The sequence below is a fragment of the Bartonella sp. AP7XZML genome (assembly GCF_042195745.1).
GTDB lineage: Bacteria > Pseudomonadota > Alphaproteobacteria > Rhizobiales > Rhizobiaceae > Bartonella.
This window is the reverse complement of record NZ_JBHIOT010000024.1, coordinates 56065-78681: the sequence shown is the minus strand read 5'-3', so window position 1 is coordinate 78681 and position 22617 is coordinate 56065. Positions and strand designations below refer to the sequence as shown.

The 22617-nt window shown below is 38.4% G+C and carries 15 protein-coding genes, 1 tRNA gene and 1 pseudogene; 15 read left to right on the top strand and 2 right to left on the bottom strand.

Translation table 11 applies throughout. The annotated features are described in order from the left end of the window. The 13 genes and pseudogenes from ACFILT_RS02975 to ACFILT_RS02915 form a co-directional block, all read left to right on the top strand. Positions 1-69 (top strand): annotated as a pseudogene (locus ACFILT_RS02975) (elongation factor Tu); the annotation flags it as partial. Positions 70-116: 47 nt separating this feature from the next. Then, positions 117-192: transfer RNA gene (locus tag ACFILT_RS02970), tRNA-Trp, on the top strand. Positions 193-392: 200 nt separating this feature from the next. Next, a complete protein-coding gene (gene secE / locus ACFILT_RS02965; RefSeq protein ID WP_273790652.1) occupies positions 393-605 on the top strand; it encodes a preprotein translocase subunit SecE in 213 nt (70 codons plus the stop codon). Positions 606-625: 20 nt separating this feature from the next. Beyond that, the gene (gene nusG / locus ACFILT_RS02960; RefSeq protein ID WP_273790740.1) at positions 626-1156 is read left to right on the top strand and encodes a transcription termination/antitermination protein NusG; all 531 of its coding nucleotides are present in this window, start codon (positions 626-628) and stop codon (positions 1154-1156) included. A 150-nt stretch (positions 1157-1306) separates the two neighbouring features. Continuing rightward, the gene (gene rplK, locus ACFILT_RS02955) at positions 1307-1735 is read left to right on the top strand and encodes a 50S ribosomal protein L11 (RefSeq protein ID WP_273723157.1); all 429 of its coding nucleotides are present in this window, start codon (positions 1307-1309) and stop codon (positions 1733-1735) included. A 4-nt stretch (positions 1736-1739) separates the two neighbouring features. Then, positions 1740-2444 carry a 50S ribosomal protein L1 gene (gene rplA / locus ACFILT_RS02950; RefSeq protein WP_375613460.1) on the top strand — a complete coding sequence of 235 codons (705 nt, stop codon included), beginning with the start codon at positions 1740-1742 and terminating at the stop codon, positions 2442-2444. A 353-nt stretch (positions 2445-2797) separates the two neighbouring features. Next, complete coding sequence (gene rplJ, locus ACFILT_RS02945) at positions 2798-3316, top strand: 50S ribosomal protein L10 (protein ID WP_012755027.1); 519 nt, start codon at positions 2798-2800, stop codon at positions 3314-3316. Between the two features lie 101 nt (positions 3317-3417). Continuing rightward, complete coding sequence (rplL, locus tag ACFILT_RS02940) at positions 3418-3789, top strand: 50S ribosomal protein L7/L12 (protein WP_273790654.1); 372 nt, start codon at positions 3418-3420, stop codon at positions 3787-3789. Positions 3790-4080: 291 nt separating this feature from the next. Next, positions 4081-8229 carry a DNA-directed RNA polymerase subunit beta gene (gene rpoB, locus ACFILT_RS02935; RefSeq protein ID WP_375632759.1) on the top strand — a complete coding sequence of 1383 codons (4149 nt, stop codon included), beginning with the start codon at positions 4081-4083 and terminating at the stop codon, positions 8227-8229. A gap of 172 nt (positions 8230-8401) precedes the next feature. Beyond that, positions 8402-12613 carry a DNA-directed RNA polymerase subunit beta' gene (rpoC, locus tag ACFILT_RS02930; RefSeq protein WP_375632761.1) on the top strand — a complete coding sequence of 1404 codons (4212 nt, stop codon included), beginning with the start codon at positions 8402-8404 and terminating at the stop codon, positions 12611-12613. 714 nt (positions 12614-13327) lie between these two features. Beyond that, positions 13328-13531: a hypothetical protein gene (locus tag ACFILT_RS02925; RefSeq protein WP_375613464.1), complete on the top strand. Its 204-nt coding sequence runs from the start codon at positions 13328-13330 to the stop codon at positions 13529-13531. Between the two features lie 205 nt (positions 13532-13736). After that, complete coding sequence (locus tag ACFILT_RS02920) at positions 13737-14426, top strand: nitroreductase (RefSeq protein WP_375612167.1); 690 nt, start codon at positions 13737-13739, stop codon at positions 14424-14426. Between the two features lie 340 nt (positions 14427-14766). After that, on the top strand, positions 14767-16158 hold the full coding sequence (locus tag ACFILT_RS02915; protein WP_375620780.1) for an L-serine ammonia-lyase: 1392 nt from the start codon (positions 14767-14769) through the stop codon (positions 16156-16158). Between the two features lie 1827 nt (positions 16159-17985). Here the strand turns inward: ACFILT_RS02915 and ACFILT_RS02910 are convergent. Beyond that, positions 17986-18264: a hypothetical protein gene (locus ACFILT_RS02910; RefSeq protein ID WP_375612117.1), complete on the bottom strand. Its 279-nt coding sequence runs from the start codon at positions 18262-18264 to the stop codon at positions 17986-17988. 32 nt (positions 18265-18296) lie between these two features. Beyond that, entirely contained in the window at positions 18297-19646 is a 1350-nt protein-coding gene (locus ACFILT_RS02905; RefSeq protein ID WP_375679540.1) for a D-alanyl-D-alanine carboxypeptidase, read from the bottom strand. Positions 19647-19880: 234 nt separating this feature from the next. On the opposite strand from ACFILT_RS02905, the gene clpS reads away from it, so the two are divergent. Together clpS and clpA are read left to right on the top strand one after the other, a co-directional pair. Next, positions 19881-20252 carry an ATP-dependent Clp protease adapter ClpS gene (clpS, locus tag ACFILT_RS02900; protein ID WP_375612119.1) on the top strand — a complete coding sequence of 124 codons (372 nt, stop codon included), beginning with the start codon at positions 19881-19883 and terminating at the stop codon, positions 20250-20252. 6 nt (positions 20253-20258) lie between these two features. Beyond that, a complete protein-coding gene (gene clpA, locus ACFILT_RS02895; RefSeq protein ID WP_375613468.1) occupies positions 20259-22610 on the top strand; it encodes an ATP-dependent Clp protease ATP-binding subunit ClpA in 2352 nt (783 codons plus the stop codon). The last annotated feature ends 7 nt before the right edge of the window (positions 22611-22617 follow it).

Below are 22617 nucleotides of genomic sequence, written 5' to 3'. Positions count from 1 at the left end.
CTTCGTTTTGCTATTCGTGAAGGTGGTCGTACTGTTGGTGCCGGTATCGTCTCTAAGATCATTGAATAAATAATGCTTGTTAAAGGGGTGTTAAAAGTGTTTTAGTTTTGAGAGTTAGGGGTATAGCTCAGTTGGTAGAGCGGCGGTCTCCAAAACCGCAGGTCGCGGGTTCAAGTCCTGCTGCCCCTGCCAAAGGGAGATTTTACATATAAGGGAGTGGATTTTGCTGCCTTTTTCGCTTTTTTTGATATGGGGCTTGTTTTTTTGTGTGTGAAACGGTATTGAATAGAAAGTAAGGAAATTGCATAAGTCTGAAAGTTGGCTTTTGCGTTTTTTTCCTGTTTATTTTATTCTATAAAACACAATAGGACTAGAGAGAGTATAGTGTGACGATGGCATCTAAAACCAATCCGATTACCTTTTTGAAGCAGGTTTATGCAGAAACAATTAAAGTGAAATGGCCTACACGTCGTGAGACGGTTATTTCTACTATTATGGTTTTGTTGGTAACTGCATTGGCTTCAGCTTTCTTTTTTATTGTGGATCAGGTTATGCATTTTGGTGTTTGGCGGGTTATTGATCTTCTGAAATATCTTTTTAGTTGAGAATGTAAGGAAGTGTGACTGTGGCAGCTCGTTGGTATATTGTTCAGGCATATTCAAATTTTGAAAAGAAAGTAGCGGAAGCTATTGATAAGGAGGCAAAGCAAAAGGGACTTGATCATCTTTTTGAAAAGATTTTTGTTCCAACAGAGCGTGTTGTAGAGGTTCGTCGTGGACGCAAAGTTGATACTGAGCGAAAATTTTTTCCTGGTTATGTTCTTGTTCGTGCTGAGTTAACAGATGAAGTTTATCATCTTATTAAGAATACGCCTAAAGTGACAGGTTTTTTAGGGTCGGATGCGCGTCCTGTTCCTATTTCTGATCGAGAGGTTGAGCAAATTCTCAAACAAGTTCAGGAAAGGGTTGAGTCTCCAAAGTCCTCTGTATTGTTTGAGGTTGGAGAGCAAGTTCGCGTTGCTGATGGTCCTTTTGTTTCGTTTAATGGAATTGTTCAAGAGGTTGAAGAAGAGCGCTCTCGTCTTAAGGTTGAAGTGCTTATTTTTGGGCGTCCTACGCCTGTTGATTTGGAATTTGGTCAGGTTGAAAAACTCTGATTAAACTTAGAGTAGTTTTAATTACTTTAAGGAAGGAGTGGGAGGTGATTTATAGCTTTTGTCGGCTTAATGATCCGAACCACGTGACTGCAAGCGGGTAACGGGCAAGATGAATTGTCAGTATACCAGTGAAATTAAAGGCAGATTGTTATGGCAAAAAAAAGTATAGGTCAGCTTAAGTTGCAGGTTCCTGCAGGAGCTGCTACTCCATCTCCACCAATTGGTCCAGCTCTTGGGCAGCGTGGTATTAATATCATGGAATTTTGTAAGGCGTTTAATGCAGCGACACAAGAAATGGAAAAGGGGGCACCGATTCCAGTTGTTATTACGTATTACCAAGATAAGTCTTTCACCTTTTCTCTCAAGACGCCTCCTGTATCATTCTTTTTAAAGAAAGAAGCAAACCTGAAATCTGGCTCAAAAGAGCCTGGTAAAGTGTCTGTAGGAAGCATTTCTCGCGATAAAATTCGTTCGATTGCGGAATCAAAGATGAAAGATCTTAATGCGAATGACATTGAGGCAGCAATGCGTATGGTTGAAGGTTCTGCTCGCTCGATGGGCTTGGAAGTGGTGGGCTAATATTATGGCAAAAGTAGCAAAAAGAATAAAAAATATCCGAAAAGATATTGATTTTAATGAACTCTACGCTTTAAAAGATGCCGTTTCAATGGTTAAGGAGCGTGCCGTTGCTAAGTTTGATGAAACAATCGAAATTTCAATGAACTTGGGTGTTGATCCTCGTCATGCTGATCAAATGGTTCGAGGCGTTGCTCATTTGCCTAATGGAACAGGGAGAAATATTCGTGTTGCCGTTTTTGCTCGTGGGGATAAGGCTGAGGAAGCTAAGGCGGCAGGAGCTGATATTGTGGGTGCCGAAGATTTATTTGAAAGCGTTAATAGAGGGACTATAGATTTTGATCGTTGTATTGCAACGCCAGACATGATGCCTCTTGTTGGTCGTCTTGGTAAGATTCTTGGTCCACGGAGTTTGATGCCGAATCCGAAAGTTGGTACTGTAACACTTGATGTCGCCGGTGCTGTCAAAGCTTCTAAAGGTGGTGCTGTTGAGTTTCGTGTGGAAAAAGCTGGTATTGTGCATGCTGGTATTGGTAAGGCTTCTTTTGGTGTTGAAAAAATCGTAGAAAATATAAAAGCCTTTGCAAGTGCAGTTATTAAAGCCAAACCGCAAGGTGCAAAAGGTGAGTATATTAAGCGCGTTGCTGTTTCGTCGACTATGGGAATTGGTGTTAAAGTTGATCCAGCAACGGTTCGTTCAGAGCTAGTATAAGCTGATTTATAATTTTGTTTTGGGGTATGGGAATATCAAAATTGTATTTAAAATGCTGATTTTGATCAGCTCGCTATCTAAGCTTTATAGGGCTTAGGTTGTACCGGGAGAAATTCCGGAATATCCTGTCCGAGATTGTAGGTGATGCTTTTAAGTATCTTAATCAAAAAAACCTGCATGAGACTGGGGTAAAAACTGAGAGTTAAAGACTTAAAGGGTTTGAGCCAAGGTTGCCTTTGAACGCTGTGCGTGAAAAAGGGGACAGGATCCTCATCGGTGACATGAAGTATTTTATGTTATCAAAGGTAACCAACAGGTTTGTTTTAAGCAAATCTGTTAAATGGAGAGAGACAGTGAATAGAGCGGAAAAACGCGAATTTGTTACATGGCTTAACGAGGCTTTTCGGAAGTCTGGTTCTGTTGTTGTTGCACATTATTCCGGTCTGACAGTTTCACAGATGAATGATCTGCGTTCGAAAATGGGTGAAGCTGGCGGTGCCGTTAAGGTCGCCAAAAACCGTCTTGCTAAAATCGCTCTTCAGGGCACGGAATCTGAATCGATAGTGGGTTTGTTTACTGGACAAACACTTATTGCTTATTCAGAAGATCCAATCACAGCACCGAAAGTTGCTGTTGATTTTGCGAAAAGCAATGACAAATTTGTCATACTTGGCGGTTCAATGGGTGCAACAAGTTTAACTGTAGATGCTGTGAAGTCATTGGCTTCATTGCCTTCATTAAACGAGTTGCGTGCAAAACTTGTGGGTATGATTTCTACCCCTGCGACCCGTATTGCACAGGTTGTTAATGCCCCTGCTGGTCAGGTTGCACGTGTCATTGGAGCATATGCTCAGGAGGATAAGGCGGCTTAAGGCTGTTTGTATTCACGTTTATGGAAGAGCTTTAATGCTTTTCTGTTTTTTTGAATAAGATTTAATAATGGTTCAAATCTTTTAATTGAAGGAATTTAAAAATGGCTGATCTAGAGAAGATCGTAGAAGACCTTTCTAATCTAACCCTTTTGGAAGCCGCTGAGCTTTCTAAGTTACTTGAAGAAAAGTGGGGAGTTTCGGCTGCTGCTCCTGTAGCTGTCGCTGCTGTTGCTGGTGCTGCTGCTCCAGCTGCTGAAGAAAAAACAGAATTTGATGTTATTCTTGTTGAAGGTGGCGCACAAAAAATTAATGTTATTAAGGAAGTTCGTGCTCTTACTGGACTTGGTCTTAAAGAAGCTAAAGATCTGGTTGAAGGTGCACCTAAGCCTATTAAAGAGGCTGCTTCTAAAGAAGAAGCAGAAAAAATTAAATCTCAACTTGAAGCTGCCGGTGCTAAGGTGGAACTTAAGTAAATTTAATTTTATCGGCGGGCATTTATGTTCGCCGATTTTCTTTCTCTTAATACAAAGAGGGAAAATAATGAGTAAAAAACTTTTCCCAATGGTTTCGTAACAGGAATGGGATAGGTTTGGATTACTTACCCCTTCTCATCATAGAGCCAAAGAGATAAATGGCTTATGTTGGTGGGGAAAGTTAATGATGCTCATTATTGAGTGTCAAGTGAACTGGTCTGCATATGCAGGTTAATGGTATAAGGCTTTCAAGGTTGGTCTACCTTGAAGAGTAAAGATCAAGGAGCGACGATGGCTCAGACTCACGCAATGATGTCTCAATTCAATGGTCGTAAGCGCGTACGGAAATTTTTTGGTAAGATTCCTGAAGTAGCAGAAATGCCGAATCTTATTGAGGTTCAAAAAGCCTCATACGATCAATTTCTCATGGTTGAGGAACCGAAAGGTGGGCGACCAGATGAAGGTTTGCAAGCTGTTTTTAAATCGGTTTTTCCTATTTCAGATTTTTCCGGTACAGCTATGCTTGAGTTTGTAGGTTATGAATTTGATTTACCAAAATTTGATGTTGAAGAGTGCCGTCAACGTGATTTAACTTATGCTGCCCCATTAAAGGTCATATTGCGTTTGATTGTTTTTGATGTTGATGAGGATACTGGCTCCAAAGATATCAAAGACATTAAAGAGCAAGGCGTTTATATGGGCGATATGCCTTTAATGACGACGAATGGTACCTTTATTGTTAATGGTACGGAGCGTGTTATTGTTTCTCAGATGCATCGTTCTCCTGGTGTCTTTTTTGACCATGATAAAGGAAAGTCCCATTCATCAGGAAAGCTTCTTTTTGCTGCTCGTGTTATTCCGTATCGTGGTTCTTGGCTTGATATTGAGTTTGATGCTAAGGACATCATTTATGCGCGTATTGATCGACGGCGCAAGATTCCTGTTACTAGTCTTTTGATGGCATTAGGTATGGATGCGTCGGATATTTTATCGACGTTTTATGATAAAGTGACTTATGAGCGTGATGGAGAAGGATGGCGAGTTCCTTATTCTGTGGATCGCTTTAAAGGAATGAAGCTCATTTCTGACCTTATAGATGCAGATAGTGGTGAAGTCGTTGCGGAGGCTGGTAAAAAATTAACAGTTCGTACTGCGAAGTCTTTGGTAGAAAAAGGACTTAAAGCGGTTAAAGTTAGTGAAGATGATTTATTAGGTTGTTATCTAGCCGAAGATATCGTCAATTACGAAACAGGTGAAATCTACCTTGAAGCTGGTGATGAAATTGACGAAAAAGTATTAAAAATTCTGCTCGATGTTAGTGCTGATCAAGTCAATATTCTTGATATTGATCACATGAATATTGGCGCTTACATCCGCAATACTTTGAAGGTGGATAAAAATGAAAGTCGGCAGGATGCGTTATTTGATATTTACCGGGTGATGCGTCCAGGTGAACCTCCAACAATCGATACAGCAGAAGCAATGTTCCATTCATTGTTTTTTGATCCAGAGCGATATGATCTTTCAGCTGTCGGGCGTGTTAAGATGAATTTACGTATGGATCTTGATTGTCCAGACACAGTTCGCATTTTACGCCAAGAGGATATTCTTGCTGTTGTTAAGATGTTGGTTGAATTGCGTGATGGACGTGGTGAAATTGATGATATTGATAATCTTGGCAACCGTCGCGTTCGTTCCGTCGGGGAGTTGATGGAAAATCAATATCGCATTGGTCTTCTTCGTATGGAACGTGCGATAAAAGAGCGTATGTCATCGGTTGAAATTGATACAGTTATGCCACAGGATTTGATCAATGCAAAGCCTGCGGCAGCAGCAGTCCGTGAATTTTTTGGGTCTTCACAATTGTCGCAGTTTATGGATCAAACCAATCCATTGTCAGAAATTACCCATAAGCGCCGTCTTTCTGCTCTTGGTCCAGGTGGTTTGACTCGTGAACGTGCGGGTTTTGAAGTCCGTGACGTACATCCTACGCATTATGGTCGTATTTGTCCGATTGAAACACCAGAAGGCCCCAATATTGGTCTGATTAACTCCTTAGCAACATTTGCGCGAGTTAACAAATATGGCTTTATTGAAAGCCCATATCGAAAAATTATTGATGGAAAAGTCACAAAAGAAGTTATTTATCTTTCAGCGATGGAAGAAGCAAAGCATTATGTCGCTCAGGCTAATTCTTCATTAGATAACGAAGGTCGTTTTATAGAAGAGTTTGTTGTTTGCCGTCATGCTGGTGAAGTTTTAATGGCGCCGCGTGATCATGTTGATTTGATGGATGTTTCACCAAAACAGTTGGTTTCAGTTGCAGCAGCGCTTATTCCTTTTTTGGAAAATGATGATGCGAATCGTGCGCTTATGGGATCGAACATGCAGCGTCAAGCAGTTCCTCTTGTACGCGCTGAAGCGCCATTTGTTGGGACGGGAATGGAATCTATTGTTGCGCGCGATTCAGGAGCTGCTGTGAGTGCAAAACGTAGTGGTGTTGTTGATCAAGTCGATGCTACCCGTATTGTTATCCGTGCAACAGAAGATTTAGATCCTTCAAAATCAGGCGTTGATATTTACCGCTTACAGAAATTTCAGCGTTCTAATCAGTCCACTTGTATTAATCAGCGTCCTCTTGTACATGTCGGTGATAGGGTAGAGAAAGGTGATATCATTGCAGATGGTCCATCCACGGATCTTGGTGATTTGGCTCTTGGGCGGAATGTTCTCGTAGCCTTTATGCCTTGGAATGGATACAATTATGAAGATTCTATTTTGTTATCCGAGCGCATTGTTGCTGATGATGTGTTTACTTCAATTCATATTGAGGAATTTGAAGTTGCGGCACGCGATACAAAACTTGGACCTGAGGAAATTACGCGCGACATTCCTAATGTTGCGGAAGAAGCGTTAAGAAATCTTGATGAAGCTGGCATTATTTATATTGGTGCTGAAGTTCAACCAGGTGATATTTTAGTTGGAAAGATTACCCCGAAAGGTGAAAGTCCCATGACGCCGGAAGAAAAGCTTCTGCGTGCAATTTTTGGGGAAAAGGCATCCGATGTTCGTGATACTTCTATGCGTATGCCTCCTGGGACTTTTGGTACTGTTGTTGAAGTTCGCGTTTTTAATCGCCATGGCGTGGAAAAAGATGAACGTGCGATGGCAATTGAGCGTGAAGAAATTGAGCGTTTAGCAAAAGACCGTGATGATGAACAGTCTATTCTTGATCGCAATGTTTATGCGCGCCTCACCGATATGTTGACAGGTAAAGTTGCTGTAGAAGGTCCGAAAGGCTTTTCGGGTAGTAAAAAGCTTGATAGTACAGTAATGGGGCATTATCCGCGATCCCAGTGGTGGCAATTTGCTGTTGAGGATGAAAAGCTTCAAAATGAAATTGAAGCTTTGCGCAAGCAATATGATGAATCAAAAGAAGCATTACAACGTCGCTTTATGGATAAGGTTGAAAAGGTCCAAAGAGGTGATGAAATGCCTCCTGGTGTCATGAAAATGGTGAAAGTTTTTGTGGCTGTGAAGCGCAAAATCCAACCAGGTGACAAGATGGCGGGACGTCACGGGAATAAGGGTGTTGTTTCACGTATTCTTCCCGTAGAAGATATGCCATTTCTTGAAGATGGGACCCATGCTGATATCGTCTTGAATCCGCTGGGTGTGCCTAGTCGTATGAATGTTGGACAAATTCTTGAAACGCATCTTGGTTGGGCATGTGCGGGGATGGGCAAGAAGATTGGTGCTTTGTTAGAGTTATATCAAGAGACTGGGGATATATTGCCGTTGCGTCAGCGTATTGAAAATCTTATGCCTGATGATAATCATAATGAACCAGTTCGTCAGTATGATAATGAAAGCCTTTACAAATTGGCATTGCAGATGAAGAAAGGGGTTTCAATTGCAACGCCTGTTTTTGATGGAGCACATGAGTCTGATATTAACATGATGCTGGAAGACGCAGGCTTAGATAGTTCAGGGCAGGTTACGCTTTATGATGGTCGTACTGGGGAGCCTTTTGATCGTCCAGTAACGGTGGGATATATTTACATGTTGAAATTGCATCACCTTGTTGATGATAAGATTCATGCGCGTTCTATTGGTCCCTATTCACTTGTTACGCAGCAGCCATTAGGAGGTAAGGCACAATTTGGTGGTCAGCGTTTTGGTGAAATGGAGGTATGGGCGCTTGAAGCTTATGGTGCTGCATACACTTTGCAGGAGATGCTAACAGTAAAATCAGATGATGTGGCTGGTCGAACAAAAGTCTATGAGGCAATTGTGCGTGGTGATGATACATTTGAGGCAGGTATACCCGAAAGCTTTAATGTGTTGGTAAAAGAAATGCGCTCACTTGCTCTTAATGTGGAGCTTGATGATGCGCGTGAACTTATTGCACAGCGGGCATTGTCTGATACGGCAGAATAATAATTCAAGGAGCGCACTAGAAAAAGGCTGCGCTCTTATTACTTTAAGAGGCTCAATAACCTTATTAAGGCTATACAGGTCATTTTTAAAAGTAAATGTATTTTAAAGAAGATCTGTTATAAAATAAATGAGATATTACAACAGGTTCTAAGAATCTTTGAAGGAGAACAGCATGAACCACGAGGTCATGAATCTTTTCAATCCTCAAGCGCCAGCGCAGACATTTGACTCTATTCGTATTTCTATTGCGAGTCCTGAGAAAATTTTGTCCTGGTCGTATGGTGAGATTAAGAAGCCTGAGACTATTAATTATCGGACTTTTAAACCAGAACGTGATGGTCTTTTTTGTGCACGTATATTTGGCCCTATTAAGGACTATGAATGTCTATGTGGCAAATATAAACGCATGAAGTATAAGGGCATTATTTGTGAAAAATGTGGTGTAGAGGTTACTCTTTCGCGCGTACGTCGTGAGCGTATGGGGCATATTGAACTTGCGGCACCCGTTGCGCATATATGGTTTCTTAAATCATTACCAGGCCGTATTTCTACACTTTTAGATTTAACTTTAAAAGATATTGAACGGGTTCTTTATTTTGAGAATTATATTGTAACCGAACCAGGGTTAACATCTCTTAAGCTCCATCAGCTTCTTTCTGAAGAAGAATATATGCTTGCTATTGATGAATTTGGAGAAGATCAGTTTACAGCTATGATTGGCGCTGAAGCTATTTACGAGCTTTTAGCTAGTATGGAGTTAGATAAAATCGCTAATGATTTGCGTCTTGAATTAGCTGAAACAACTTCAGAGTTAAAGCAGAAAAAATTGATTAAACGACTTAAAATCGTTGAAAATTTTCTTGAATCTGGAAATAAGCCAGAGTGGATGATTATGAAAACAATTCCGGTTATTCCACCGGACTTGCGTCCATTGGTTCCGCTTGATGGTGGGCGTTTTGCGACATCAGATCTGAATGATCTTTATCGGCGTGTTATTAATCGTAATAACCGCTTGAAACGGCTGATTGAATTGCGTGCTCCTGGAATTATCGTACGCAATGAAAAGCGTATGGTACAAGAAGCTGTTGATGCATTGTTTGATAATGGACGGCGTGGGCGTGTGATTACTGGAGCCAATAAACGTCCTCTTAAGTCTTTATCAGATATGTTGAAGGGCAAGCAAGGGCGTTTTCGTCAGAACTTACTTGGGAAGCGTGTTGATTACTCGGGGCGTTCTGTTATCGTGACGGGTCCTGAATTAAAATTGCATCAATGTGGTCTTCCCAAAAAAATGGCTCTTGAATTATTTAAGCCTTTTATTTATGCGCGGCTTGATGCAAAAGGCTATTCATCAACGGTAAAGCAGGCAAAGAAGCTTGTTGAAAAAGAACATCCAGAAGTTTGGGATATCTTGGATGAGGTTATTCGTGAACACCCTGTTTTGCTCAATCGTGCACCAACATTGCACCGTTTGGGAATTCAAGCTTTTGAGCCTATCTTGATTGAGGGAAAAGCTATACAGCTACATCCATTGGTGTGTACTGCTTTTAATGCGGATTTTGATGGTGATCAGATGGCGGTTCATGTTCCGCTTTCTCTTGAAGCACAACTTGAAGCCCGTGTTTTGATGATGTCCACCAATAATATTCTTCATCCGGCCAATGGTGCTCCCATTATTGTTCCCTCACAGGATATGGTTCTTGGTCTTTATTATCTTTCAATTGTTTCTGAAAAAGAACCAGGTGAAGGAATGGCCTTTTCTGATATAGGTGAGCTTCATTATGCCTTGGAAAATAAGGTTATAACGCTTCATACGAAGATTAAAGGCCGTGTTAAGAATATGGGGAAGGATGGAAAAGAAGTCTCTAAACTTTATGATACGACACCTGGTCGTTTGATTATCGGTGAGCTTTTGCCAAGAAGTGCGGATATCTCATTTGATATTGTCAATCAAGAGATGACGAAAAAGAACATTTCTAAAATGATTGATCATGTTTATCGGCACTGTGGACAAAAAGAGACGGTTATTTTTTGTGACCGTATTATGCAGCTTGGCTTTTCTTATGCTTGTCGTGCAGGAATTTCATTCGGTAAGGACGATATGGTTATTCCTGATAGTAAGTCGCGTTTAGTCGCAGAAACAGAAGCTTTGGCTAAGGAGTACGAACAGCAATATAATGATGGTTTGATTACACAAGGTGAAAAATACAATAAGGTTGTAGATGCTTGGGGTAAATGTACAGATCGCGTCGCAGATGAAATGATGAAACGTATTCAAGCTGTGGATTTTGATCCTAAAACAGGTCGTCAACGGCCGATGAATTCTATCTATATGATGTCGCACTCTGGGGCTCGTGGTTCTGCTAACCAGATGAGACAATTGGCCGGTATGCGTGGATTAATGGCAAAACCATCGGGTGAAATTATTGAAACACCCATTATTTCAAATTTTAAAGAAGGTCTAACTGTTAATGAATACTTCAATTCCACGCATGGTGCACGTAAAGGACTTGCTGATACTGCGTTAAAGACGGCGAACTCTGGTTATTTAACACGGCGTCTTGTTGATGTTGCACAGGATGCTATTATTTCAGCAGTTGATTGTGGTACCGCAAAAGGGCTTACCATGCAGCCGATTGTTGATGCAGGACAAATTGTTGCCTCCCTTGGGCAAAGAATTCTTGGTCGTACAGCGCTTGTTGATATTCTACATCCTGTCTCTGGAGAGGTTATCCTTGAAGGTGGAGCAATGATTGAGGAAGCTGATGTCGCGAAGATTGAGGCAGCTGGGATTCAATCTGTTCAAATTCGTTCTGCATTAACATGTGAAACACGTCTTGGTGTTTGTGCAAAATGCTATGGTCGTGATTTGGCGCGTGGAACACCTGTTAATCAGGGAGAAGCGGTTGGTGTTATTGCTGCTCAATCCATTGGTGAGCCGGGAACACAGCTTACTATGCGTACTTTTCACTTAGGAGGAACTGCGCAGGTTGTTGATTCATCGTATTTAGAGGCATCTTATGAAGGTAAGGTGGAAATTCGTAATCGTAATGTAGTTCGTAATTCTGAAGGCCATTTGGTTGTTATGGGGCGTAATATGGCTATCCTTATCAAGGATGAGTTAGGAAAAGAGCGCGTTGTACATCGTGTTAGCTATGGTGCTCATATTTTTGTTGATGATGGTGATGTGGTTAAACGTGGCCAACGTATAGCAGAATGGGATCCTTATACACGTCCAATTTTAACGGAAGTTGAAGGCTATGTGGGTTTTGAAGATATGATTGATGGTTTATCTGTCACTGAAACAGCTGATGAATCTACGGGTATTACGAAGCGCTTGGTGATTGATTGGCGCGCTAATCCACGTGGTGCGGATCTTAAACCAGCTATTATTATTCACACGGATAAAGAAGGTGAATCCATTGCTAAATTGTATAAGGGAGGTGAAGCCCGTTATATGATGTCAGTGGAAACTATTCTTTCTGTTGAGCTTGGTGCTCATGTTAAGGCTGGTGATGTTATTGCTCGTTTGCCAATGGAAAGTGCCAAGACGAAAGATATTACGGGTGGTCTTCCTCGTGTGGCTGAGCTTTTTGAAGCGCGTCGTCCAAAGGATCATGCGATTATTGCTGAAGTTAGTGGTACAATTCGATTTGGCCGTGGTTATAAGAATAAACGTCGTATCATTATTGAACCAAATGATGAAACTCTTGAGGCAGTAGAATACTTGATTCCAAAAGGTAAGTTGTTCCACTTCCAAGAAGGCGATCAAATTGAAAAGGGAGATTATATCCTTGATGGTAATCCAGCACCTCATGACATCTTGGCGATTAAGGGGGTTGAAGCTTTGGCATCTTATCTTGTTAATGAGATTCAGGAGGTTTATCGTTTGCAGGGAGTTCTTATTAATGATAAGCACATTGAAGTGATTGTTCGTCAAATGTTGCAAAAAGTTGAAATTACTGAATCTGGAGATTCTGGTTATATTCCAGGTGATAATGTTGATCGTATTGAACTTGATGAAATCAATGATAATTTGATTGCAGAAGGGAAGAAACCTGCATCTGGTAATCCCATTCTTCTTGGAATTACAAAAGCTTCTCTTCAAACACCTTCTTTCATTTCGGCGGCATCGTTTCAGGAAACAACACGTGTTCTTACTGAAGCAGCAGTTTCTGGTAAAATTGATACTTTGCAAGGACTTAAAGAGAACGTTATTGTCGGTCGTCTTATTCCAGCAGGTACGGGTGGTACAATTTCTCAAATCCGTCGTATTGCTGCAGTTCGTGATGATTTGATTGTAGATGAGCAGCGTAAGTCTAGTAATAACGAAGTGGCTAAGGCTATGTTGACAAATATGACAACCGGGGCCGTTGCTGAATAATTTAAATACAACATCACATAATATAAAAACGTCTGAATAGAAAGTTCAGACGTTTTTTTATTTCGAAATGCAGAAGTTGTATATTTTCTTGAAAAATATCAAAAATTATAAGGCGATAGTTATTTTAAACATCTTTAGTAGCTTATTATTTTGTAATGATGCTTATCTTTTTTGTTACTTTATTTTAAAGTTTCTTAATTTCTAAAAGCAGTATAGAATTTTTCCAAAATATGTGAAACTCAAAAATCAGATTCAAGGAAAAGAGTTGATTATCTACAAATCAAATAATGATTGATTTTAAACTTTAGGAAAATTTTTGATTGATATCTTCTATAGAGATTTAAAAGGATTTATAATGAAAGATCAATAGTCTTTCTGTAATCTAAAAATAATTGATTCTCTACTATACAATGTTTGTGAATGTATTTTCTTCTAAATTAGAATGCAGAAAAGTAGAGATTAAGGTGCTCACTAAGTTTTATAAAAAATAGACATATTTCTTATAACAATGTGATCTATGCAGACAGAATAATAAAATGTACGAATATTATTCAATTGGAAAATTAACACGTGAGTTTTCAATAATAGCTCGAACTTTGCTATGAAGAAGAGGGACTTCTTATCCCTTTTCGGTGTGGAAGTACACGGCTTTATACATAAACGGATCGTCATAAGTTAAAACAAATCCTGTATGCTAACAGAGTAAAATTTTCGTTGTCTGAAATATCTGATATGTTGACAATGGTTGGAAAACCACCTGATGATGAGAAAAAGCTTAAGAAATTAATTGCAGGAATTCATAAAAAACGAACTGATTTAAAGCAGATGCAGCATGATGTTGATGATCTTCTACAGGATTTAGAACGAATTGAAGAGAGTTTTTTTGAGAGCTTAGCGGAGTTGGGGGGTAGTCATTGATTATAAATTTATTTTGTCTTCTTTTAGACTAATTTCTTTCTCTTAAAAGAGATAGATTATACCATCTCTAAGGGGAATATTTACCACTGCGTGAAATGTGTAAGTCATTTAAAGAAATAGAGTGTTTGAAAAAGCTGCAAAGGTATTTTCGCAGTATATTATTCTTGATAAGAAAAAACTATTTTTCATAAAGAAAGTAAAAACAATGACAGTTTCTCCTATGAGTGTTTTTCAATCTATATTGTCACGAAAGTCAATTCGCGCTTTTACTGATCAGCCAGTTAGTTTGGAAACAATCAAAGAAATCTTAAAACTTGCAGCACGTGCACCATCTGGAACAAATATTCAGCCATGGCAAGTAATTGTGCTTACAGGAAGTGTATTACAGAAAGTAGGGCAAGAGCTTTCACAACTTGTGCTTTCAGGTGTAAAAGGAGAGCGTGAATATAGTTATTATCCACGTCAGTGGCGTGAGCCTTATATTTCAAGGCGTCGAAAAGTTGGTTTGGATCTTTATCAGAGTCTTGGAATTCAAAAAGGTGATGAAGAAAAAATACTTCATCAAAAGGCGCGAAATTTTTTATTTTTTGATGCACCTGTAGGACTCTTATTTACAATGGATCACGACATGGAAATGGGGAGTTGGCTTGATTTGGGTATGTTTATGCAGACCATTATGTTAGCTGCACGTGGATTTGGATTAGATACCTGTCCTCAAGCTGCTTTTGCTGATTATCATAAACAGATTCGTACGCTTTTATCTATTCCTTCTGATCGCCATATTATCTGTGGTATGGCACTTGGTTATCGCGATATGAGTGCTCCAGAAAACAATTTTGAGACAGAACGAGAATCGTTAGAAAAATTTGTACGTTTCATTGAAACATACCCATAAAATATTTTATACAATTAAGCATATGTTTTGAAGAACTTAGTGCATTATGAAAAATATTTCCGATAAGATTTCTCATCCTTATTGAATTTTAATATTGCATATTAACACTTATTTTACTACGTTTGGAACATTGGGAGTGGTGACTCTAGGGGCATTGTCCGTTTTAAAGGTTGGCTAATGGAAAACACTATAGAAAGAAAGTGTTGGGTGGTAGCAAGACGAGCGACATTCGTGTTTATTGTTGTCATTTTTTTAGTTTATCTCGCAATTTGATTTTAAACGGAAGAAACGTTATGAAAAAGCATATATGCTCAAGCTGTACTATAGTTTAAGGTGATACGTGTTTCTATCTGTTTTTGAACTTTTTAAAATTGGGATTGGTCCTTCTAGCTCACATACGATGGGACCAATGACAGCTGCTAATATGTTTTTGCAAAAGATAGGAGATTTTTCTCAGTCGTCTGATGTTCAAGTTTCTCGTATACGTGTTTATCTTTATGGTTCTTTAGCTTTCACGGGTATTGGTCATGCAACAGATAGAGCTATCATATTAGGACTTTTAGGAGAAAAAGCTTCTACTGTTGATCCTGATAGCATGGGGTTTTTGTTAGAAAAAGTTATACGTGAAAAAAAAGTGCAACCAGAAGGTCATCCCGCTTATCAGTTTGATGTGCAACGTGATCTTATTTTTGAACGAAAGCAAATCCTCCCTGGACATACAAATGGACTAGCCTTTGAAGGACTTGATACTGATGGGAATGTTCTGTTGCGGCAGATTTATTATTCTATCGGTGGTGGCTTTGTTGTGACTGAGGATGAATTAAGCCATATGAATGATAATATACAACCAGAAGCATTTGAGGTACCATATCCATTCGATTCTGCTTGTACAATGTTATCAATGGCAGAAAAATCAGGACTTTCAATTGCTGAAATGAAGCGCTTAAATGAAGAAACAAAGATAGAGCGTTCTTCTCTTGATGTAGGGCTTGATGAAATTTTTTCAGCGATGACAAATTGCATTGATAGAGGTCTTTCACAAGAAGGTGAGTTGCCTGGTGGATTGCGTGTTTTAAGGCGCGCTAAAAAGCTGCATGAAACGCTTTTGGAAAAACAAAAGAAAAATTACAATTATCCACTTTGGGCAAATGATTGGCTTTCGGTATATGCTATAGCAGTCAATGAGGAAAATGCAGCAGGTGGTCGTGTTGTTACAGCACCAACAAATGGAGCAGCCGGTGTCGTCCCAGCCGTTTTGCGTTATTATCTTCAGTTTAATGATGATTCAGATCGAGAGGGAATACATAATTTTCTATTAACGGCAGCAGCTATAGGTGGTGTTATTAAACATAATGCCTCTATTTCTGGTGCAGAAGTTGGGTGTCAAGGTGAAGTTGGAACGGCATCTTCAATGGCCGCAGCAGGGTTGACCGCAGCGTTAGGTGGAACACCAGCTCAAATTGAAAATGCGGCAGAAATTGCGCTTGAACATCACTTGGGAATGACATGTGATCCTGTTGCTGGTCTTGTACAAGTGCCTTGTATTGAGCGTAATGCAATGGGAGCTGTTAAGGCGGTAACGGCTTCTTCTCTTGCATTATATGGTAATGGAGATCATTTTGTTTCTCTTGATGCTTGTATAGAAACAATGCGCCAGACTGGTCATGATATGAGTGAACGCTATAAAGAGACAAGTAAAGGTGGTCTTGCAGTCAATGCGATATCTTGTTAAGAGCTGGAACATTTTTCAATCCATAACTGGACTTTTTGGAGAGAGATCGTATTTCCTAATAAAGCTTATGTTTTTTGTTCCTTATAAATCAAAATTCCACTTTAATGCAGCAGTAGTTTGAAATAAATCTGAGATGATTCAGTGTTTTCTTAACGAATAATAGGTGTTGCATGCAAGCTTGGAGGGGAGAGTGTTGTACATCTGTTTGATTTGTCTCTAAAGTGGGGAAAAAGTGTAATTTGGAAAAAATAAGAAAGCGTAAAGTAAAATTAGTGATCAATCTGCCATTATTTTTAGCTGGGTTTTATGGCTTTAAAAAGTTTCCATAGCCATATATCTTTTAAGTAATGGAAGATTATGCCTGAGTATCCAAGGAAAATTTGTTTTAAGTCTGAATAATTATGATGAAGAAAGTAGAGTTTTAAAGGTTTTAATTTTTTAAAAGTGAAGTTTTTTCTACCTAGTATGGTAAAAAATGCCTTGAAAAAAAACACTAATTTACACTAATTAAGAGATATATTGTAAATATCTTTTTTATTTATAAATTTTGTACCGACAAAAAAATTAAAATAAATAATAACGTATACATTAGGAAATATTTATAAAAATTCTCATGAGAATAGAATGCACACGATAGAACATTATCGTGTTACGCGTTCATGAGTTCGTTTTAAAAAAATATCTCTCAGGGCCCCCCAAGCTCATTTCGCGATGGCACCTGTGAATGATATAACGGTAAATCCATTGAGCTGTCTCTATCTTTATGCTTAATAAAAAGAAGTACGCTGGTACGGTTACACACTTTACCAGAGCCCCCTCTGTACAGAGGGACTAAAGCACTTGGCATTTGAAACGGTTCATTATAGGCATTTTTAGTCTTTTTGGTACAGTTTCACGCTACACACTAATCTCGCTCATAACATGCAAGAGACGGTTTTGATTGATTCAACATAAACAGATTTTAAATGAGAGAATCTTACGATATTCGAGATTCTCATCTAACATACAAAATAATTAATTATCTTTATAAATCAGTATCTTGCATATGAATAATATAATGTAAGTTTTCTATGAATGGTATAAAATCTATAGAGTATTAGCATCTTTATTTATAAAGGGAGAAAACCAGCACTATCATCCTTTTTTTCAACTTTCAATGTTACAAAAGATCCTAGTACTTGAAATGATTCATAAGGGATACTTTGATTCCTTTTGTAAATGCTTTATATGTCAATTTTGCTCGTGATGAGCAAGCGAGCGATTTTGACTGATTCAATATAAGAAGTAAAATAAGAGTATTTTACGAAAATCTCTTGTTCAATATGCAAAAAATAAATTATAATTATAAATTAAAATCTTATGGAAATCGTTATCATAATATTTAATCTGATAATTTGTTTACGTTTTTTCATCGATAGTATTTGTATTTTCCAATTTGCTGTGCCTGTTGACATAAATACAAGTAAGAGGAGTGAGATTGTTTTTTTACAGCGTTTATGTTGTATAGGGAGCGTTATTAAGAGGGACTTTCTTTATTGAACTTTTACAATAATCCCTCAAATGAGAAGCTTTCATCTAATGAAGCTATTCATTTTTTCCAGAAAGATATCAAGGATAATTTTTTATATTAAATCCAAAAATGGAAAAATATTGGGTATTTTTATGTCCTTAACAATGTTTTTATTGAAAGCTTAGAGATATTGGATAGTTGGAAAAGCTGTCAGAAAAATTCAACAATTTAAGAAAAAAGTATGTTTATCAAAAGGTTTTCTAAGGCTTTAGATAATGGTTAATAATAAAATAATTTTTTAGAGAGGATCTGTAGAATTAAATATTTGTTGCTCCTAAACGAATTTTAATAGGCACATTACCAGTTTGGCTCGCAACGCGTAAATGAATGCGTACAGGAGGCATTATGAGACGACGGTTGCGCATTGTTTGGCAAATGAGAAGGTTAACAAGAGACTGTGTATCTAATGCAGTCGAATTATATTTTAAACCAGTAAGTTTTGCGGCAGCATCGTGAAGAGAACGCAATGAAAGGAGGGATGATTGCTTCAATAAAACTTCTTTTTTATGGAATGAAGCAAAAGCATTATCTGTCATAATACTATCCTTAATGCAGAATTCAAAAATTTTTAGTAGGCTACAGTATAGCAGTTAAAATTTGCTTTCTTTAATGTAGAACAAGCATCAAATGCAGCTTTTTTTGATTGAAACCCTGTAAAGCGCGCTCGGTAATAACGCTGCCCATTTTTTTCAAACAGTTGCATATGTGAAGATGCGTTCTTTAAAGTGGAAAAAGCTGTATTTTTTGCTTTTAAAAGTAGAGTTTTTGCTTGTTCTTCACTAGGAAGAGAACCAATTTGGATAGCCCATCCGGCATTTTCGGACAAAGAGACTGTTACAATTTTATGAGTCTCAGCCGGTATAGTTTTTTGAGGATTCGGTATTGGTATAATTACCTTATTGACAGCCGTTATTGCGATATTGGAGTTTTTAGGTTGTTCTGAAAATGCTGTCAACATAGTCGAAATTTCATCGTCAAAATTACTTGAATCAGCTTTAATGGTCGGTATAGGAGTATTGGCCCCAGTGGGTAAGTGATAGCGTACAGAAGCTATTAAACGTTCACCACTTTTCATTTGGCTTGCTTTGGGCAAATATTGATTCAATAAGCTAGCCATATGCTCGTCACGTGCAGTAGATGATTTACCTCCCATAACAACAGCGACAATAGAGCGCCCCTCAAGACGCATCGAAGTTGCTAAATTAGAACCTGACATTTGTGTGTAGCCTGTTTTAATTCCATCGACACCTTTCATTATTTTAACAAGTTTATTGTGGCTGTTAATTTTATGTCCACGGAAATTAAAACTTTTTGTTTTGAACAATTTATATTGTTTGGGAAAATGTTTACGTAAAGCTAATGACAAAGTCGCTATATCTCGTGCTGTAGAATAATTGTGCATATCCGGAAGTCCTGAAGCATTTGCAAAATGTGTATGTTTCATGCCAAGTTTACGAGCTTTTACGGTCATCATTTGAGCGAATTTTTTTTCACTACCTCCAAGATATTCTGCAATGGCAGCAGCAACATCATTTGCGGATCTTGTAATGAGTGCTTTAGCTGCTGATTCTGCAGAAATTGTTTGGCCTGCTTTAAATCCAATTTTTGTCGGTGGACGCATTGCTGCATAATGTGAAACAGGAATTGGTGTATTTGGTGTCACACGACGCATCTGCATAGCTTCAAAGAGTAAGTACAATGTCATCATTTTTGTTAAAGAAGCAGGATAACGTTTCAGTGTTGCATTGGCTTGAAATAGAGTTTTTCCCGTAGTAGCATCTATAACAATAGCCGCATACTTATCAGGATAGGCGCCTTGAGGTGTGGCGGATGCCCAACAGTAAGAAAAAGCTAACATAACAAAAGAAATTGCTATTGTTTTACAGTAGCGCATAATTTTTTGATAATTAATATACACTTGCAGTATCCTATTTCTCCATTTATCCTAAAAAACTTCTATAAAGCTTCCTTTTCTGTAATTTATTGATGCAGTTTAGACGAATGGTATTACTAATTTGTTTACAGAAGTTATTTTATGAGTGAGTGATTGAAGTCTAACCATAGAGGGAAATTTTTTTCTAATACAAACAGGTATTGCAATAGTTACGAAAGAATTTAAAATTAATAAAAATGTGCTGCATGGAAAACGATAATGGGACAGATGCTCATAATAAACTCTATAGCTCATATTATGCATAATGAAAAGGGCAAGAATTGGGATGAAGGTAGGCATGGTGCGGTTATAATGCCTAAGGCTAGAGAAAAACTCGAAAAACCTAAATTATGTCGAGTTTTTTTGCTTAATGATGATTACACACCTATGGATTTTGTTGTTTTCGTTTTGAAGAACTTTTTTAAAAAAAGTTTCGAAGAGGCAACGCGGATAATGTTAAATGTTCATCACAATGGGATAGGAGAATGTGGGACTTACACTTATGAAGTCGCTGAAATGAAAATATTACAAGTGAGAGAATGTGCGCGTCAAAATGAACATCCGTTACAATGTGTAATGGAATGGAAGTGAGGAGCTATGCCATCTTTTACACCTAGTCTTGAAGAGGTTTTACATCGTGCATTAACAATTGCTACTCAAGCACGGCATGAATATGCAACATTAGAGCATCTTCTACTTGCGCTGTTAGATGATGCCGATGCAAATTCCGTTATTCAGGCTTGCCAAGTAGATGTGGAGGAATTGCGAGAGCGCTTAACCAATTATCTTCGCTCAGAGTTAGATGAACAGATTAGAGCTGATGAGGATACAAAGCCTACAGCTTTTTTCCAGCGTGTTATCCAACGTGCGGTGATTCATGCACAATCGGCTGGAAAAGATGAAGTGTCGGGGGCAAATGTTCTTGTTGCAATTTTTTCTGAACGTGAAAGCCATGCAGCATATTTTCTTCAAGAGATGGGAATGACACGCTATGATGCTGTACGTTTTATTTCACAGGGTGTCACGCGTGATGATGGGTTATCCATGTTACTTGAAGGACTTGAAGAGCAATTAGATCAGCAGATTTCGGATAATGGTGAAAGAGGAACAAGTGCTTTAACGAATTATTGTGTTGATCTCAATTGTAAAGCACGTAATGGAAAAATTGATTTATTAATTGGCCGTGAAATAGAAATTTCACGCATGATTCAGATTTTATGTCGAAGGTCGAAAAACAATCCGCTTTTGGTTGGTGATCCTGGAGTGGGGAAAACCGCTATAATTGAGGGATTGGCAAAACGCATTGTTGATGGGCAAGTACCTGAAGTTTTATCAAATGCAACAATATTTTCTCTTGATATGGGGGGACTTGTTGCAGGTACACGTTATCGCGGTGATTTTGAAGAACGCTTAAAGCAAGTTATTAAAGAGTTTGAGCTGTATCCAGATGCTATTTTATTTATTGATGAAATTCATACCTTAATTGGAGCAGGAGCGACATTAGGGGGAAATATGGATGCAGCAAATCTTTTGAAACCTGTGTTATCTTCTGGAACTATGCGATGTATTGGTTCGACGACTTACAGAGAATATCGCAAATTCTTTGAACAAGATCGTGCTTTAGAGCGTCGTTTTCAGAAGATTGATATTAATGAACCTTCTGTTACAGATGCGATTAAGATTTTGCAAGGGATGAAGCCTTACTTTGAAGATTTTCATCAGATTAAATATACAGATCAGGCGATGAAGGCATCTGTAGAATTATCTTCACGTTATATAATTGATCGTAGGTTACCTGACAAAGCAATTGATATTATTGATGAAAGTGGCGCAGCGCAAAAGCTTTTGCCACAAAAACAACGCAAGAAGAGTATAGGTGTTAAAGAAATTGAAGCGACTGTTGCTACAATTGCAAGAATTCCATCAAAAACAGTTTCCCGGAATGATCAGAAGATACTGAGTAAGCTTGAAAGAGAACTCAAACATGTTGTTTATGGTCAAGATCAGGCAATTTCCGTCTTAGTTTCATCCATAAAATTGGCGCGAGCAGGTTTACGCGAACCGGATAAACCAATAGGAAGTTATTTATTTTCAGGACCAACAGGTGTAGGAAAAACTGAAGTTGCAAAACAGCTTGCATCATCTTTAGGCATTGAATTATTGCGTTTTGATATGTCAGAATATATGGAACGGCATACGGTAGCACGTTTAATCGGAGCACCTCCAGGTTATATAGGGTTTGATCAAGGAGGTCTCCTTACAGATGCGGTTGATCAGAAACCTCACGCAGTTCTATTGCTAGATGAGATTGAGAAAGCGCATCCAGAGTTATTTAATATTTTATTGCAGGTAATGGATTATGGTAGATTAACAGACCATAATGGTAAGAAAATTGATTTCCGCAATGTTATTTTGATTATGACAACCAATGCTGGTGCTTCAGATATGGCAAAATCAGCTATTGGATTTGGGAAAGTACATCGTGATGGTGAGGATATAGAAGCAATCAATCGGTTATTTACACCAGAATTTCGTAATCGGTTAGATGCAATTATTCCGTTTGCACCGTTATCTCATTTAATCATCAATCAGATAGTGCAAAAATTTATTTTTCAGCTTGAAGCACAATTAGCTGATCGGGGAATTTGTTTTGAATTAAGCCCTTCTGCAACTTTATGGCTTTCTAATAAAGGATATGATTCTCAGATGGGAGCACGCCCATTAGGGCGTGTTATACAAGAATATATTAAAAAGCCATTAGCTGATGAAATTTTATTTGGAAAGTTACGCAATGGTGGGACCGTTCGCGTATTGACACAAAAATCAAATGGTAAAAAAGAAAGCTTACAGTTAGAAATTTCATCTTCCGATATATCTGTAAGTTCAAAGAAAAGTAAAATGGAAAACTTTACAAAAAAACGTGTAGGAAAAAAAAGCACAACAACTTAAGAGTGTG

What these genes read in the sequence shown, in the direction of transcription:
- rpoC (WP_375632761.1), top strand. Translation starts at nt 8,402, where the DNA reads ATGAACCACGAGGTCATGAATCTTTTCAATCCTCAAGCGCCAGCGCAG.
- rplK (WP_273723157.1), top strand. Translation starts at nt 1,307, where the DNA reads ATGGCAAAAAAAAGTATAGGTCAGCTTAAGTTGCAGGTTCCTGCAGGA.
- rpoB (WP_375632759.1), top strand. Translation starts at nt 4,081, where the DNA reads ATGGCTCAGACTCACGCAATGATGTCTCAATTCAATGGTCGTAAGCGC.
- clpS (WP_375612119.1), top strand. Translation starts at nt 19,881, where the DNA reads ATGGGACAGATGCTCATAATAAACTCTATAGCTCATATTATGCATAAT.
- rplL (WP_273790654.1), top strand. Translation starts at nt 3,418, where the DNA reads ATGGCTGATCTAGAGAAGATCGTAGAAGACCTTTCTAATCTAACCCTT.
- clpA (WP_375613468.1), top strand. Translation starts at nt 20,259, where the DNA reads ATGCCATCTTTTACACCTAGTCTTGAAGAGGTTTTACATCGTGCATTA.
- secE (WP_273790652.1), top strand. Translation starts at nt 393, where the DNA reads ATGGCATCTAAAACCAATCCGATTACCTTTTTGAAGCAGGTTTATGCA.
- rplA (WP_375613460.1), top strand. Translation starts at nt 1,740, where the DNA reads ATGGCAAAAGTAGCAAAAAGAATAAAAAATATCCGAAAAGATATTGAT.
- ACFILT_RS02920 (WP_375612167.1), top strand. Translation starts at nt 13,737, where the DNA reads ATGACAGTTTCTCCTATGAGTGTTTTTCAATCTATATTGTCACGAAAG.
- ACFILT_RS02910 (WP_375612117.1), bottom strand. Translation starts at nt 18,264, where the DNA reads ATGACAGATAATGCTTTTGCTTCATTCCATAAAAAAGAAGTTTTATTG.